19 protein-coding genes and 1 pseudogene are annotated in these 14,243 nt (G+C 72.2%); 13 read left to right on the plus strand and 7 right to left on the minus strand.

Annotation, left to right across the window (positions count from 1 at the left end; translation table 11 throughout):
* Positions 1–24: 24 nt before the first annotated feature.
* Positions 25–195, minus strand: coding sequence for a hypothetical protein (locus CUT44_RS33580; RefSeq protein WP_199185770.1), 171 nt, complete (start codon positions 193–195; stop codon positions 25–27).
* A gap of 555 nt (positions 196–750) precedes the next feature.
* On the opposite strand from CUT44_RS33580, the gene CUT44_RS19980 reads away from it, so the two are divergent.
* Positions 751–1,614, plus strand: a complete 864-nt coding sequence (locus CUT44_RS19980) for a helix-turn-helix domain-containing protein (protein ID WP_158239637.1) — start codon at positions 751–753, stop codon at positions 1,612–1,614.
* Between the two features lie 92 nt (positions 1,615–1,706).
* Here CUT44_RS19980 and CUT44_RS19985 read toward each other — a convergent pair whose 3' ends face one another.
* Positions 1,707–1,940: a DUF397 domain-containing protein gene (locus tag CUT44_RS19985; protein WP_332888276.1), complete on the minus strand. Its 234-nt coding sequence runs from the start codon at positions 1,938–1,940 to the stop codon at positions 1,707–1,709.
* Positions 1,941–3,118: 1,178 nt separating this feature from the next.
* Between CUT44_RS19985 and CUT44_RS19995 the strand changes: the two genes are divergently transcribed.
* From CUT44_RS19995 to CUT44_RS20005, 3 genes are read left to right on the plus strand one after another with little or no spacing between them, the layout of a single operon-like run.
* Complete coding sequence (locus tag CUT44_RS19995; protein WP_100203266.1) at positions 3,119–3,715, plus strand: sigma-70 family RNA polymerase sigma factor; 597 nt, start codon at positions 3,119–3,121, stop codon at positions 3,713–3,715.
* Positions 3,715–4,398: a hypothetical protein gene (locus tag CUT44_RS20000; RefSeq protein ID WP_100203267.1), complete on the plus strand. Its 684-nt coding sequence runs from the start codon at positions 3,715–3,717 to the stop codon at positions 4,396–4,398. The genes CUT44_RS19995 and CUT44_RS20000 overlap by 1 nt, the downstream gene beginning before the upstream one ends.
* A gap of 58 nt (positions 4,399–4,456) precedes the next feature.
* On the plus strand, positions 4,457–4,660 hold the full coding sequence (locus tag CUT44_RS20005) for a hypothetical protein (RefSeq protein ID WP_100203268.1): 204 nt from the start codon (positions 4,457–4,459) through the stop codon (positions 4,658–4,660).
* Positions 4,661–4,698: 38 nt separating this feature from the next.
* Here CUT44_RS20005 and CUT44_RS20010 read toward each other — a convergent pair whose 3' ends face one another.
* A complete protein-coding gene (locus CUT44_RS20010; protein ID WP_100203269.1) occupies positions 4,699–5,124 on the minus strand; it encodes a DUF2000 domain-containing protein in 426 nt (141 codons plus the stop codon).
* A complete protein-coding gene (locus tag CUT44_RS20015) occupies positions 5,121–6,149 on the minus strand; it encodes a DMT family transporter (RefSeq protein ID WP_233221510.1) in 1,029 nt (342 codons plus the stop codon). The genes CUT44_RS20010 and CUT44_RS20015 overlap by 4 nt, the downstream gene beginning before the upstream one ends.
* A gap of 257 nt (positions 6,150–6,406) precedes the next feature.
* Here CUT44_RS20015 and CUT44_RS20020 point away from each other — a divergent pair, with 257 nt between their 5' ends.
* The 3 genes and pseudogenes from CUT44_RS20020 to CUT44_RS20030 all read left to right on the plus strand — a co-directional run.
* Positions 6,407–6,928 (plus strand): Lrp/AsnC family transcriptional regulator, encoded by a 522-nt coding sequence (locus CUT44_RS20020; RefSeq protein WP_100203270.1) that lies wholly within the window; start codon positions 6,407–6,409, stop codon positions 6,926–6,928.
* Positions 6,929–7,118: 190 nt separating this feature from the next.
* Entirely contained in the window at positions 7,119–7,658 is a 540-nt protein-coding gene (locus CUT44_RS20025; RefSeq protein WP_100203271.1) for an NUDIX domain-containing protein, read from the plus strand.
* Between the two features lie 418 nt (positions 7,659–8,076).
* Positions 8,077–8,793: pseudogene (locus tag CUT44_RS20030) on the plus strand (lytic polysaccharide monooxygenase auxiliary activity family 9 protein); the annotation flags it as partial.
* A 159-nt stretch (positions 8,794–8,952) separates the two neighbouring features.
* Here the strand turns inward: CUT44_RS20030 and CUT44_RS33585 are convergent.
* From CUT44_RS33585 to CUT44_RS20040, 3 genes are all read right to left on the minus strand, one after another.
* Entirely contained in the window at positions 8,953–9,243 is a 291-nt protein-coding gene (locus tag CUT44_RS33585) for a hypothetical protein (RefSeq protein WP_199185771.1), read from the minus strand.
* A complete protein-coding gene (locus tag CUT44_RS34900; protein WP_408646763.1) occupies positions 9,171–9,437 on the minus strand; it encodes a glyceraldehyde 3-phosphate dehydrogenase NAD-binding domain-containing protein in 267 nt (88 codons plus the stop codon). Before CUT44_RS34900 ends, CUT44_RS33585 begins: the two co-directional genes overlap by 73 nt.
* Positions 9,438–9,547: 110 nt before the next feature.
* A complete protein-coding gene (locus CUT44_RS20040; RefSeq protein WP_100203273.1) occupies positions 9,548–10,525 on the minus strand; it encodes a DMT family transporter in 978 nt (325 codons plus the stop codon).
* Between the two features lie 97 nt (positions 10,526–10,622).
* On the opposite strand from CUT44_RS20040, the gene CUT44_RS20045 reads away from it, so the two are divergent.
* The 6 genes from CUT44_RS20045 (at position 10,623) to CUT44_RS20070 (ending at position 14,111) form a co-directional block, all read left to right on the plus strand.
* Positions 10,623–11,210 carry a CGNR zinc finger domain-containing protein gene (locus tag CUT44_RS20045; protein WP_100203274.1) on the plus strand — a complete coding sequence of 196 codons (588 nt, stop codon included), beginning with the start codon at positions 10,623–10,625 and terminating at the stop codon, positions 11,208–11,210.
* Between the two features lie 123 nt (positions 11,211–11,333).
* Positions 11,334–11,681, plus strand: a complete 348-nt coding sequence (locus CUT44_RS20050; protein WP_100203275.1) for a DUF6247 family protein — start codon at positions 11,334–11,336, stop codon at positions 11,679–11,681.
* Positions 11,678–11,938 carry a hypothetical protein gene (locus tag CUT44_RS20055; RefSeq protein WP_100203276.1) on the plus strand — a complete coding sequence of 87 codons (261 nt, stop codon included), beginning with the start codon at positions 11,678–11,680 and terminating at the stop codon, positions 11,936–11,938. The genes CUT44_RS20050 and CUT44_RS20055 overlap by 4 nt, the downstream gene beginning before the upstream one ends.
* A 137-nt stretch (positions 11,939–12,075) precedes the next feature.
* On the plus strand, positions 12,076–12,363 hold the full coding sequence (locus CUT44_RS20060; protein WP_146252266.1) for a hypothetical protein: 288 nt from the start codon (positions 12,076–12,078) through the stop codon (positions 12,361–12,363).
* A 188-nt stretch (positions 12,364–12,551) separates the two neighbouring features.
* Entirely contained in the window at positions 12,552–12,959 is a 408-nt protein-coding gene (locus CUT44_RS20065; protein WP_100203278.1) for a YciI family protein, read from the plus strand.
* A gap of 6 nt (positions 12,960–12,965) precedes the next feature.
* Positions 12,966–14,111, plus strand: coding sequence for an RNA polymerase sigma factor (locus CUT44_RS20070; protein WP_100203279.1), 1,146 nt, complete (start codon positions 12,966–12,968; stop codon positions 14,109–14,111).
* Positions 14,112–14,243: the final 132 nt, after the last annotated feature.

Genomic DNA, 14,243 nt, shown 5'->3' on the forward strand with positions numbered 1-14,243 from the left:
CGTCGGTTCACACCGCGGCCGCCGTCACCGCCGCCTGCACTGCCGGCAGGGCTTGAGGCCCTGCGCCTCCGCGTCCTCCCTGGGGATCTCCGCCTTCCCCACGGAGGTCTCCGGCTTGCCGTTCAGCGCGGGACAGTCGGGGTCGGTGTGGTAGGCGTACCGGTACTCCCCCTTGCGTACATGGACGTTTCCCATGGGCACTTCCCTCCGATCGCCGCTCCCGGGAGAAGCCTCACCGCTCGGACCGACACCCATTCGACACACCTGCCGGCCTCGTGACGAGCGGGGCCGGTTGAGGGGACAGTCCCTCAGAACGGCTGCCGGTCCTTCCGGCTGCCTCCGGTGCACGGGGCCCGCGGGGTTTCTCCCGGCAGCGGAACCGCCCCCGGCAGAAACCATTCATCACTTTGCTGAACTGGTTTCACCCGCGCCTCATATGTCGCGCGTCGAGCCACGCATGACCGTGTAAGGGGGTTGCCTTGCGGCGGAGCACCATGGAGTATTTTGCTATGTGGCATACGGCCGCATGAGCATCTGGAGGGGAACCGATGGCCAGCTCGCCGACTGTGACAGGGACAGGAGGAACCGGGCCGACAGCCTTCACATCAGAGGCCATGACGCAGTCCGCCTGGTCAGGTGATGCCTCAGGGCTGTTTGGCAGCATACTCTGTGTCGCGCTCACTCCTGACGTGGCGCACGTCCCCCAATAACAACGGGGGATCAGCGCCGTTCGCGACCGAAGGGACCCGTATGTCTGCTTCAGAGAACCCGATCTTCCTTCGCCAGCGCCTCCGCGACCGGCTGAAAAGGGCTCGTGAAGCGGCTGACCTCACTCAGCAGCAGGTGGCCGACTCCTTCGGCTGGTCCCCGTCCAAAGTGATCAGGATCGAGAACGGAAAGATCGGCGTCAGCGTCACCGATGCAATGGCGCTGCTCGGCAAGTACGGCATCGCCGGCGAGGAGGCGGACCAGCTCATCGCGCTGGCGAAGGCTGCCCGACAGCCGACCTGGTACTCGGGATACCGCCAGATCATCTCCCCGGAATTCCAGGCCTATCTCGCCTACGAGGAGTCCGCGTCCATCGTGCGGAACTTCGCCCGGAACGTCATTCCGGGTCTGATGCAGACGGAGGAGTACGCGCGGACGCTTCTGCGCGGGTTCAACGAAGGCGAGGGGGCGGAGAAGGGCGACCTCGAAATGCGGGTGGAACTCCGCATGCGACGCCAGCGGGTACTGGAGTCGGATTCCGCCCAGTTCTTCTTCGTCCTGGACGAGGCGGCGCTGCGCCGTTTCGTGGGCGGCGACACCGTCATGCGACAGCAGTACGAGGCGCTGCTGAGGACCAACGAACTACCCAACGTGAAGGTGATGTACGTGCCCTTCACGGCAGGCATCTACCCGCTGTTCAGGACCCCGTACCAGGTCTTCGAGTTCCCGAGCGACAACGACGACCTGGTCGCCTACCTGGAGACCCCCGAGGGGGAGGTGCTGCTCAGCGAGAAGACACCGCGGGCCGGGCGCAGGCTGCAGCCCGCGGACTACCTGGACACCTTCTGGAAGGTCGAGAAGACGGTGGCGGTGGAGATCACCGAGGAAATCCTGCTGGGGAAGTGAGGGAGCTGCGTGGTGCACCATGAGGGCGGTTGCCGTACAGCACCCGCACACGCCACATCCCCGTGCTGCCGCGCGCCCGGCCGCCGGAGTTGTCAGGGGCCTGGTTCCGGATCCCTTTCGTGCACCGCCAGACGTTCGGCGAACGTCTTCCAGGAACGGCTTTCGAAAGCCAGCCGCTCACCGTCCGGGAATTTCGAGTCCCGCACGTACAGGAGTTTTCCGAGCGCCACCTCCACACAGCCGTCCTCATCGCTGTGGGTGCTCTTCCGCCATACCAGGTCCGGGCGGGACAAGTCCATCGCACCTCCATGGATCACATGGCTCACCGGGGAAATTATGAACGCCTCCCCGTCGACTGCCAAGAGACCGTTTGCGCCACCCAACGAGCGAATAAGGGGGATTCAGATTTTCATGCACTAATTCACCAGAATTCGCGATAATTTATCGCACAAGTGCCAGGACACAAGAAAGGGAGCCCTCAGGGCCTTGCCGGCAAGCATCCGGCCCGGGGGCTCCCAGCAGAGCATCCGCACCAACGAGCGCAGGAGGGACACTCCACTATGAAGTCTAGCGATCCGTCCCCGGGAGTCATCCGGACGACAGCAGAAAAACGGCATGGGAAGCGCTGGCGGCGCTGGGGGCGCACGGCGGCCGATCACGCGTTCCGGGGCGCCTGCACCGCTTTGGGCACCGCGGCGGTCTCCCTCGCCCTCTGGTGGTTCCAGGGCAGGTAGCCGGGCGCCGCCCCTGGTCGGTGGTGATCCACGGGGCAGGGCTACGCGCATAGCCCTGCCCCGGTGCGACGGCCCGGTGCGCCCGCGCCGGGGAGGCCGCCGGCGTCGCGGAGCCGGCGGCGCGCGGGTTGGGTCCAGGCGCGCACAGTTCGCCGACCAGGGGCACCGGTCCGCCGGCGCGGTCCTCGCCCTGTTCTCCCCGCACGGCTTCCATCCCGATGTCGTCGACGCCGCCGCTCGCCGCCGCGACGTCCTCCTGGTCGGCATCGGTGCGCTGTACGGCGGGGAGCCCGTTCGCGGCCCGGCGTGAACACCGCCCGGTGTCGCGTGTCCCACGGAGACTCCCTGCGTCCGGTTCGATCAGTGCCAGACGTGTCCCCGTCTCACAGCCGTCCGGGCGGCGGGAGGACACGGCCCCCGTTCCGGCACCGGGACCGGAGGCGCTTGTCGGCAGCGACCAGGGGGCGCGCGTGGTTCGGCGCGCTCCCCCGGCGGCTGTGAGCTACGCCACCCACAGCGCCGTGCGACGGGCGCACGCCGCCGGAGCGGAGCGGAGAACGGCGCAGTTCAGGAGGCTTGGGCCAGACTTGCACCATGAGTAATGATCTTACGCATGGTGTTCGCGTGAGATCGCTGCGTGAGTTTTTCTGGTCCGAGATGAGTGTTCGGCTCCGAAAATCACTTAAGTGGACGGTGAGACACCCTCAGATTGTCTCCGGCAGCGGCCCACCGGGGCGGCGCCGCCTTCCACGGTGAGGAGCCGATTGACCATGACGTTCGACCACGCCGACCGTGAGACGGACGGCGGCGGCCCGGGCCGCCGCCCGGTGCGCGCCCCGCTCCCCCTCCCCCTGGACGTCCAGGCGTTCTACCTGGGCCACCAGGAGCTGTACCACGACTACGCCGAGGCCCAGCTCGGGGACCGCCGCGCGGCCGAGGACGCCGTCCACGAGGTCTTCCGCGAGATTCGCGGCTGCTGGTACGAGCTGCTGCGCGAGGGAAACCTGGAGCAGCGGGCCTGGGCCGTGGTCCGCCGGATCGTCGCGGCCCGCCTGGAGGACGAGGAGCGGCCGCCGGCGTTCGTCCTCAACGGCCCCGTGACCCGGGCCCTGCGCGCCGCCCGGGACCAGTTCAGGATCCTGCACGGCAGCCGGGGCCTGTACGAGGCGATCGCCGACCTGCCGCCGCGGCAGTTCGACGTCATCGTGCTGCGGTACGTCCTGGGCTACCCCCCGGACAAGATCGCCTGGTTCATGGGACTGCACGAGCGGACGGTGGACTACCACGCCCGCCGCGCCAAGGAGCACCTGCGCAGCCGGCTGGGCCTGCCCGCGCCGGCCGCGCGCAGGGGAAGGGGCAGGGCCTGATGTCCACCGGCATCGACGAACTGCTGGCCGACGCCCGCATACCGACCTCCTCCGCGGGCTTCGACGTCGCGGCCGGACTGCGGCGCCTGGCCGCCGACACCGCCGGCGCCGGAGCGGGGCGCGAGCTGGCCCGGGTGGAGAGGGCGCGGCGGACGCTGGCCGTCCTCGCGCGGTGGGCACTGGCCCGCCCGGACGCCGCCGAGCGGCTGGAGCACCTGGTCGAGGACCCCGACCGGCCGGAGCGGCCGGTCAGCGAACGGCTGGACGTCGACGGCGCGCTGGTCTTCGCCTGCCTGCTGTACCTGACCGGGCACACCGAGAACGCGCAGTTCTGGTGGCAGCTGGCCGCCGGGGCCGGCCACCGGGCCGCCGCCTACTGCCTCCACCTGCACCACCTGGAGCGCGGCGAGCCCCGCGAGGCGCGGCACTGGCTCAGCCAGGCCACCAGCGAGCCGGCCGATCCCGACACCACCGTCCCGCCCCCGGTGAACGGCCTGTTCGAACTGCTGGAGGTCGTCACCCGCTACGTGCGCGCACACGGCCCGGCCGACCGGCTGCCCATCGAACCCCTGGAGGCCGAGGTCGGCCGGCTGGCCGTCCACTCCGCCTCCGGCGGCGGCATCATCCTCCGCCCCGACCGGCGGCTGGTCCGGCACCTGGCCGCCCTCGCCGAACGCCACTGAGGAGAACCCCGTGAGGAGAAGGAAAAGGAAGACCAGGAAGACGAGGAGGACGTCCGCCGTGCAGGACAGCCCCGTCACGAGGACACCGGAGCCCGGCCGTGCCCGCTCTCCCCGCCCCCTGGCCCGCCTGACCCGCCTGGCCCGCTGGGCGGCCCGCAGGCGCCGCGCCGCGCTCGGTCTCGCCCTGCGCGGCGCCTGCCACGGCGCCGGAACCGCCGCCGCCGGCCTCGTCGCGCTCTGGCTCCAGCACCGCTTCCGCTGACCGCCCGCGCACCGCGCCGGAGCCGGGCCGGCGGGCGGTCAGCGCAGCAGCGGCAGATCGCCCGTCAGCCGGTTGACCGGCTTGCGCGGGCCGAACAGGCCCAGGCCGACGTAGGTGAGGTCCGCGGTGGGGATGCCGCCCATCCGGTCGGTGTACTCGTCGTAGGTGCGGCAGCCCTGTGCCGTGTCGGTGAAGCCGACGACCACGACGTCCTCCTCGTCCGCCGCCCGGGCGGCGACCCGGGCGATGCGTTCGGCACCGGCCCTGAGCACCGGCACCGGGAGGAGGGTGATGCCCGCGTGCGCGTGGCCGTCGGCGTCCTTGACCTCCGGGCCGATCAGCCCCTCGACCCGGTCGCCCAGGGAGAGGGAGAGGACGGCGGCGGCGTTCACGGCCAGGCCGGCGGACAGGTGGTCGGCGACCAGCAGCACGCACTTGGAGGCGGAGGTACTCGGCTGACTCACGGTGTTCTCAACTCCTGTTGTTCCGAGGTGTTGTCCGGTCCGGGCCGGGGTCCCGGCCCGGGTTCGTGTCCGGTCCGGTGCAGACCGAGGAGGACGCCCACGACGACCACCGCGCCGCCGGCCGCCTGCCCGGGGCGGACCGACTCCCCCGCGAGCACGACGGCGGACACCAGGCCGGCCACCGGCACGAGGTTCAGCAGGTTCACCGCCACACTGGGTGACACCTGGCGCAGCCCGTGGTTGTACAGCAGGAAGGCCGCCACGGAGCAGAATCCGGCCAGGTAGCCCACCCGGAGCAGGTCTCCGGTGGACGGCACGCTCCACCGGTCGTACTCGGTGAGCGACAGCAGTACGAACCCGGCGGCGCCGGCGAGGGTCTGGTAGTAGGTGACGACCAGGGGCGAGCAGCCGGAGCGGTCCCGGCGGGCCACGAGGTTGTAGACCGCCCAGACGACGCCGCCGCCGATCAGCAGGAGGTCGCCGAGCAGGCGGTTGCCGCCGGGGGCGGACGCGCCGTCCCGGACGATGAGCCACACCCCGCCGATCGCCAGCACCATGCCGAGCAGCCTGACGGGGGAGACACCGGCGCGGTGGACTGCGAACTCCAGGGCGAGGGTGATGACCGGGTACGAGGCGACGATCAGCGCGGCGTCCGAGGCGGTGGCGAGGTCGACGCCGATGTTCTCCAGCGCGAAGTAGGCGCTGATACCGAGGAGGCCGGCCAGTCCCATGAAGGCGCGGTCGCGCGGGGGCGGCGGGCGCCGGTCCGGCCGGCACCGTACGAGGACGCCCAGCAGGACGGCGGCGACCGTGAACCGCATGGCGCCGATGGTCAGCGCCGGGACGCCGTCGAGCGCCACCTTGGTCACGGCGAAGGAGGTGCTCCAGATGAGAGCGGCGCCGACGACGGCGAGGACGGCCGCGGTGGGCAGCCGACCGGGTCCGCCGGGCCGGCGGCTGCGTTCGGGCGCGGTCCCGTCCACCGACCCCGGCGGGTGGCCGGTGGCGGCGGTGCTGTCGGTCAAGGTTCCTCCCCCTGCCGGGCCGGTGCCGTCCGGCACGGGCGGTGAGCGGAGCGGCGGTGTACGGCCGGGCGGACGGAACGACGGAACGGCGAGATGACGAGATGGCGAGATGGCGAGATGACGGAGTGATGGAATGGCGGAGTACACGGCACCGCGCCGTGGAACCGCGAGCCGGACCCGTGACAACCTAGTTACTTCTGCGGCAGACGGACACAGAGGCCGAACTTCGTTCGGCCGGTGAGGGGCGCCACCCGGTGTTGGACGAACTTGATTCGGCTCTTGTCACGCTTCTGCAGCGTGATGCACGGCAGACCAACCGCGAGCTGGCCCGCGCGCTGGGCATCGCCCCCTCCACGTGCCTGGAGCGGGTCCGCGCGCTGCACCGCCGCGGGGTCATCGTGGGCCACCACGCCAAGGTGGACCTGTCGAGGATCGGCAGGCCGGTGCAGGCACTGGTGGCGGTACGGCTCAGGCCGCCGAACCGGCCGGTCATCGAGTCGTTCCAGCAGTTCGTGACCCAGCTTCCGGAGACGCTGTCGGTGTTCGTGGTCTCCGGCGCGGAGGACTTCCTGATCCATGTGGCGGTCCGCGACACCGAGCATCTGCACGCCTTCGTGCTCGACCATCTGACGCAGCGCCGGGAGATCGCGGACGTGCGCACCTCCGTGGTCTTCCAGCACATGCACAAGCCGGTGGCCGAGCCGCTTCCCGGCCGGTCCGCACCGTCGGACCGGCGCGGGCGCGGCGGGTACGGCGGCCCGGACGGCGACGGCCGGTGAGCCGGCTGGCCGTCCGCCCGCGTGGGGCCGGTGCGGGCACGGCGTGCGGATGCCTCGCTTGCGGGTACGGGTGCGGGTGACGAGAGCCGGGCACGGCCCGGACGGCACATGCCCGGAGTAGGGTCCGGACGACTCCGGTGGTCCGGAGCCCAGCGCGCGAGAAAGACCGTGAGAAAGACGGGGTCAGCACATGGCTTTCACTCCCGGCCGCATCATCACCCACTGCCCGTACTGCGGGACCGGTTACCCGGAGAACGCCGGATGGCCCCGGGACTGCGCCGGCTGCGGGGAGACGAGCTGGGCGAACCCGCTGCCCGTGGCGGTCGCGCTGCAGCCCGTCGCCACGGTGGACGGCGGCCGGGGGGTGGTGGTGGTACGGCGGGACATCGAGCCCTTCCGCGGCGAGCTGGCCCTGCCCGGCGGCTACCTGGAGCTGGGCGAGACCTGGCAGCAGGCGGCCGTACGGGAGCTGTGGGAGGAGACGGGGCTGGAGGCCGACGCCGCACGGATGCGGCTCTTCGACGCCCAGAGCTCGCCCAGGACACTGCTGGTCTTCGGTCTGCTGCCCGAGCGGGACGCGGCCTCGCTCCCCCCGTCGGCGCCCACGGCCGAGGCGACGGAGTGGCTGGTGCTCCGGGAACCCGTCGAGCTCGCCTTCCCCGCGCACACCGAAGCGCTGCGGGCGTGTCTGGCCGGGGAGCACGGGGTGGACGCCGCGCCCCGTGGGTGACGGCGGGCGGCGGTGGTGACCGGCGGCTGTGACCGGCGGCGGCTGGAAGGTTGCGTTCCGGATCCGTGCAGGTGATGTGACGGATCGTCATGTGCCCTGGTCATAGAGCGCCGGAACGGCCGGGCGGCGCGGCGGGCCGCCGTTCCGTCCAGTACACGGTCCGGCCAATTTCCTTGCGGACGTAGGCAGATGGGCAACAAGGCGTTTACCGACACGCCACACGGGCGATACGTTGGTTACCTGGGAGCGCTCCCACCAGTCGTCCGCCGGACAGACCCCACTCCGTTCACCGCCGGCCGCACTGACCCGGACTGCTCCCGCACTGCTGTACAACCCCGACGACGGGTTGCGGTCGGCCCGCTCTGACGTCGGCGGGCCGATGTCGTCGGTCATCCGCACTCCGAAGGAGACCCCCCACATGACCACTCGACACAGCGGTCGGCGCGGCCTGCTCCGTGCGCCCCGCCTCCTGACCTTCCTCGGCGCGGCCGGGCTCGCCATGGTCACCGCCGCATCGACCACCACCCCCGCGGCGGCCCACGGCGCCACCATCGACCCGGGCTCCCGCACCTACCTGTGCTACAAGGACCTGGTCAGGAACGGGCACCAGACGCCCTCCAACCCCGCCTGTGCCGCCGCGGTCCAGCAGAACGGCACCGCCGGCCTGTACAACTGGTTCGCCGTGCTCGACTCCAACGGCGGCGGCCGCACCACGGGCTACATCCCCGACGGCAAGCTGTGCAGCGGCGGCGACCGCGGTCCGTTCCAGTTCTCCGCCTACAACGCGGCCCGCGCCGACTGGCCCAAGACGCACCTGTCCTCGGGCGCGAACGTCCGCATCAAGCACAGCAACTGGGCGCACCACCCGGGCAAGTTCGACGTGTACATCACCAAGCAGGGCTGGTCCCCGACCAAGTCCCTGGCCTGGGGTGACCTGGAGAAGATCAACACGGTGACCAACCCGCCGCAGTCCGGCGCCGTCGGCTCCGAGGAGGGCCACTACTACTGGAACGTCCAGCTGCCGCAGCGGTCCGGCCAGCACATCCTCTACATCCACTGGAGCCGCTCCGACAGCCAGGAGAACTTCTACTCCTGCTCCGACGTCGTCTTCGACGGCGGCAACGGCAACGTCACCTGGTGACGCACTGAGCCGAAGGGGGCCGGCGGCCCGGTGACGCAGGTCCCGCGTGACCGGACCACCGACCGCTCCCCGCGAACCCCGCCGGGCACCGCCCGGCGGGGTTCTCCCGTTTCCGGGCCCGTTCTTCCGGACCCGTTCCCGGCCCGGCCGCCGTCAGGCCGGGGCCGGGGCGCCCACCAGGCGCGCCACGTCCAGGACGCGGTGCGCGAAGCCGGACTCGTTGTCGTACCGGCCGAAGACCTTCACGTGCCGCCCGCCGCCGGTGACCTGGGTCAGCAGCGAGTCGAAGACGCAGGAGGCCGGGTCGTAGTCGCCGTCGTTGACGCCGTGGGCAAGGGTGAGGTCCGCGTTCTTCCCGGGCGCCGGGATGATCACCTTGCGGGCGCCGGCGTCCGGATGGGTCCGGGCCTCCTCCGCGTCGGTGAGGACGCCGGTGGACTCCACGACCACGTCGATCCCGAGGTCCCCCAGGGGAGCCGGCCCGGGTCGTGCTCGGCGAACACGGCCACCTTTCGGTCCCCCACCGTGATCGAGCCGCCGTCGGCCCGGACGGGGACGGCCAGGCGTCCCACCGTGCTGTCGTACTCCAGGAGATGGGCGGGGACGGACGCCTCGGTGAGGTCGTTGACCGCCACCACCTCTGCGTCTTCGGCTTATTCGGCGTATCCGGCGTCCCCGCCCCGCTCCGGCACCGCGCGCGGGAAACCGCGGCCGATGCGGCCGAATCCGTTGACGGCGACCCTGATGGTCATGTCCGTGCCTCTTCTCTGTCGGTCGGACCGTCGGTCCGACCGTCGGCCGGACGGCCGGCGGCACGGGGACGGCGCGGTGTGCGGCGGCCCGCGAGAAGGACCCCCGCGCCGCCGAGGGCCAGCCCGGCGGTCGCCGTGAGGCTGAGCGTCTGCCCGATGACCGCCCAGGCCAGCAGCGCGGTGACGGCCGGGGTCAGGAAGAACAGGGTGCCGACCCGGCTCGCGGCCTGCCCGCGGAGCATGGTGTTGAGCAGCAGGAAGGTGCCCACCGAGTTGACCAGGACGATCCAGGCCAGCGCCGCGCCGAACCGGTCCCACTCCCCGATCCCCGGCTCCTCCAGCAGCAACGACAGCACCCCCACGACCGGCGCGGCGACCAGGAACTGCACGGCGGTGCCGCTGCGCACGTCCACCCGTGCGGCGAAGCGCTTGTGGTGGACCGTGCCCAGGCTCAGCCCCAGCAGTCCGGCGAAGGACAGCGCGATCCCGGTCGTGGAGAGGTCCAGGTACTCCAGGACGGCGAGTGCGACCCCGAGGCCGCCGACGGCGAACCCGAGCCACTGCCGCCCGGTCACCTCCTCCCCCAGCAGCACCCCGGCCAGCAGCGCGACGAGCACCGGGCTCAGGCCCTGGATCAGGGCGACGAGCCCGCCGGGCAGCCCTTCGCCGATGGCGGTGTAGAACGCCCCGAACTGCAGGGCCTGCATCAGCAGGCCGACCACCGCCGTGTGCAGCAGCGCCCGTCCCCGGGGCCAGGGCGAGCGGGACGCCAGGGCGATGCCCGTCAGCAGCAGGCCCGCCAGGACGAAGCGGGCGAACGTCAGCAGCAGCGGCGGCGCGGCGTCCGTACCGATCACCGCCGCGATGAACGCGCTGCTCCACAGCAGGACGAAGACGGCGGGCACCGCCCCCGCCGTCCGGCCGGGTGTTCCCGGACCGCCACCCCTGCCGCCCTCCCGCTCGCCCTCTGCCATGCCGGAGCCGCCCCTCCCTCGGAAAGTAACCCCCTCTGGGGGTTACTCGGAACCTAGCGGGGATCCGGCAACCGGTCAACACGGTTACTTTTGAGGCATGGCAGCAGCAGACACGGCAGCGGCGGGCACGGCAGCGGACACCCGGTTCACCTTCGTCAGCGGCCACCCGGCCCTGGACTTCGCCGGCACGGTCGGCCACCGGCGCGGCACCCCGGTGGAACTGCTCACCACCCCGGACGCCCTGTCCGTCTGGACGGCCGTCGCCGGAATGCTCGACTCCCCCGCCCCGGCCGGCGCCGCGGACCTCGCCCGCGCGATACGGCTGCGGGAGGCGGTCTACCGCCTCGCCCACGCCGCCGCCACCGGCGCGCCCCTCGGGCCCGAGGACTGCGGAACGGTCAACGAGGCCGCCGCCGCGCACCCGCCGGTCCGGGTCGAGCTGCGCCCCGACGGCACGGTCCGGCGCACCGGCAGCGTGGACGCCGTCCTGTCCTCCCTGGCCCGCGCCACCGTCACCCTGCTCGGCGAGGCGACACCCGGCCTGCTCAAGGAGTGCGCCTGGTCGGACTGCACCCGCCTCTACCTCGACCGCTCCCACCGCGGCTCGCGCCGCTGGTGCGACATGGCGGGCTGCGGCAACCGCGCCAAGGCCGCGGGCCACCGCGCCCGCCGCGCCGCCCGGTAGCGGGCACCCGTCCGCGCCGGCCCGTCGGCACAGTCGGGAACACCGCTCCCGGCGGCGGCACCCGGAGAGCGGCCGGGCGGTACCGTACATAGCCCCAGCCGTCCGCAGCGGAGGACAGACGTCGTGAGTGCGCAGCCCGATGGTCCGTACGGGCCTCTGATCCCGATGCCCGACCTCACCCCCGACGCCCTGCGGGACGCGGTCGCCCGGATCGCCCCCAGCCGGATTCCCGCGCTCACCCGGCACCTTTTCGAGGCGACCACGAACGCGCAGCAGACGCAGAGCCTCGCCCCGCTGCGCGCCTTCGTGCACTCCTGGGCCGTGTTCGTCGCGATCGAGCGTCACCCTGCACGCGCCGTCCGTCTGCGGGAGCTGGAGCGGATCGTGGACGCGGGTGAACACGACCCGACAGAGGCGATCACCGAGATCCGGCGGATCCACGAAGAGGCGGCGGCAGAGGCCGGACTGTGAGTGACTGGAAGTGGGACTACAACCCCGACGAGACGTACATCGCCGGCGGTCTCCCGCCCGGCGTGGTGGCGGAAGTGGAGAGAATCGCCACCGAGCTCGCCGCTCTCGGGCCCGACGCGGTGCGGGTCGGCAGGCCGTTCGACCGGGAGGGCGGGCTGCGCGAGTTCGACATCCTCGGCGGCCGCGGTTTCATCAGCTTCCTCGCGGTACCTCGCCAGCAGTGCGTCTACGTCTGCGGCGTCACCTGGTACGGCTGACGCGCGGCGCGGCGTCCCGCCCACCGCCCGTTCCGGGAATCCCCGGGGGAAGTCGCGTCCGGGCATGAGCATCGCGTTCCCCGGCCGGAGCGGCGCGAGAAGACCGGCGGAACCGCAAGCGGAAGGAGATCGTCGCGGTGTTTGAAGACGCACTGTCCAATGCCATGTACGCCCTCATCGTGGGGGCATGGCTGGTGTACCTGGGACCGGTGGTGTGGCGCCGGTTCGCGTCCGACCCCCATGCCGTCGACCGGACGGCCCTGCGTCACGCGACCGTGATCGCCGCTGTTCTCGGCGCGGCGGTCGGTGGGACAGTGGCACTGGCCAGTACGTGGCACGGCATCGTGGCAGGTGTCGCGGTGTTCGCCTTCACCAGGATCGTGATTCCGCGGTACGCCCGGCGGAAACTGGCGGAAGGGAAGTAGATCACCCTTTCGCGAGGGTGGGACCACTTGCCCCGGTGACAGGGCGCGGCTACCGAGGCGGCACGTCTCACCCGGACTCGTCCACGCGGGCAGAAAAGTTCCGCCGGTGATGTCGAGAACCCGTGGCCGGCTCCGTCCCCGCAGTGAACGCGACCACAATGGGCCGCACCACACCGAGGAGACCTCCGATGGCCAAGTACCTGCTGCTCAAGCACTACCGAGGCGCCCCGGCCGCGGTCAACGACGTTCCCATGGACCAGTGGAGGCCGGAGGAGATCTCGGCCCACGTGCAGTACATGCGCGACTTCGCGGCCCGGCTGGAGGAGACCGGCGAGTTCGTCGACGGGCAGGCCCTCGCCCCCGAGGGGATGTGGGTCCGCTACGACGGCGAGGGACGCCCGCCGGTCACCGACGGCCCGTTCGCCGAGACCAAGGACCTCATCGCGGGCTGGATGGTGATCGACGTCGACAGCCACGAGCGCGCCGTCGAGCTGGCCGGGGAACTGTCGGCCGCCCCCGGGGCGGGCGGGAAGCCGATCCACGAGTGGCTGGAGGTGCGCCCGTTCCTGGCCGCGCCGCCCACCGTCACGGAGTGACCCGAGGTGGACGAGACTCTGCTGAGGAGCCTCACACCCGGCGTGCTCGGAATCCTCGTCCGCCGCGGAGCAGACTTCGCGGCGGCCGAGGACGCCGTGCAGGACGCGCTGGTCGAGGCGGTCCGCGTCTGGCCGGCCGATCCCCCGCGGGACCCGAAGGGCTGGCTGGTCACCGTGGCCTGGCGCCGGTTCCTCGACGCGACCCGGTCGGACGCCGCCCGCCGCCGCCGTGAGGACCTCGTGGACGAGGAGCCGGCGCCCGGGCCCGCCCCCGCGGTGGACGACACGCTCCGGCTCTACTTCCTGTGCGCCCACCCCTCGCTGACGCCGTCGTCCGCGGTAGCGCTCACGCTGCGTGCCGTCGGCGGGCTCACCACCCGCCAGATCGCCCGGGCCTACCTGGTGCCCGAGGCGACCATGGCGCAGCGCATCAGCCGGGCCAAGCGCACCGTCTCGGGTGTGCGGTTCGACCGTCCCGGCGACGTCGCCACCGTGCTGCGCGTCCTGTACCTGGTCTTCAACGAGGGCTACTCGGGGGACGTCGACCTGGCCGCCGAGGCCATCCGGCTCACCCGGCAGCTCGCGGCCGTGATCGACCACCCCGAGGTGTCGGGGCTGCTCGCCCTCATGCTGCTCCACCACGCCCGGCGCGCCGCCCGGACCGCGCCCGACGGCGGCCTGGTGCCGCTCGCCGAGCAGGACCGCGGCCGGTGGGACACCGGGATGATCGCCGAGGGTGTCGGGATCCTGCAGGCGGCCCTCGCCCGTGACCGGCTGGGCGAGTTCCAGGCCCAGGCCGCCGTCGCCGCCCTCCACGCCGACGCGCCCACCGCCGGGGAGACCGACTGGGTGCAGATCGTCGAGTGGTACGACGAGCTGGTGCGCCTGACCGGCAGCCCGGTCGTCCGGCTCAACCGCGCGGTGGCCGTCGGCGAGGCCGACGGGCCGCGCGCCGGGCTGGCGGCCCTCGCGGAGCTGGACGACTCCCTGCCCCGCCACACCGCGGTGGCGGCGTACCTCCACGAGCGCGACGGCGACCCGGTGACGGCGGCGCGACTGTACGCCGAGGCGGCCCGCAAGGCGCCCAATCTCGCCGAGCGCGACCACCTGACGCGCCGGGCCGCCCGGCTCAACACCCGCCGCTCCCGCTGACGGGCCGCGCCCGGATCCCGGATACTCCCGCGGCGGCCGGTGCGGCGCCGTGGCCCGGCGGTCGCATCGCGGTGAGCGGACGCGCCGGAGTTGCGGCGCGCACCCCGAGGGCCTCGTCCCCGGAACGCCCGG

Source organism: Streptomyces carminius (assembly GCF_002794255.1).
Classification (GTDB): Bacteria; Actinomycetota; Actinomycetes; order Streptomycetales; family Streptomycetaceae; genus Streptomyces; species Streptomyces carminius.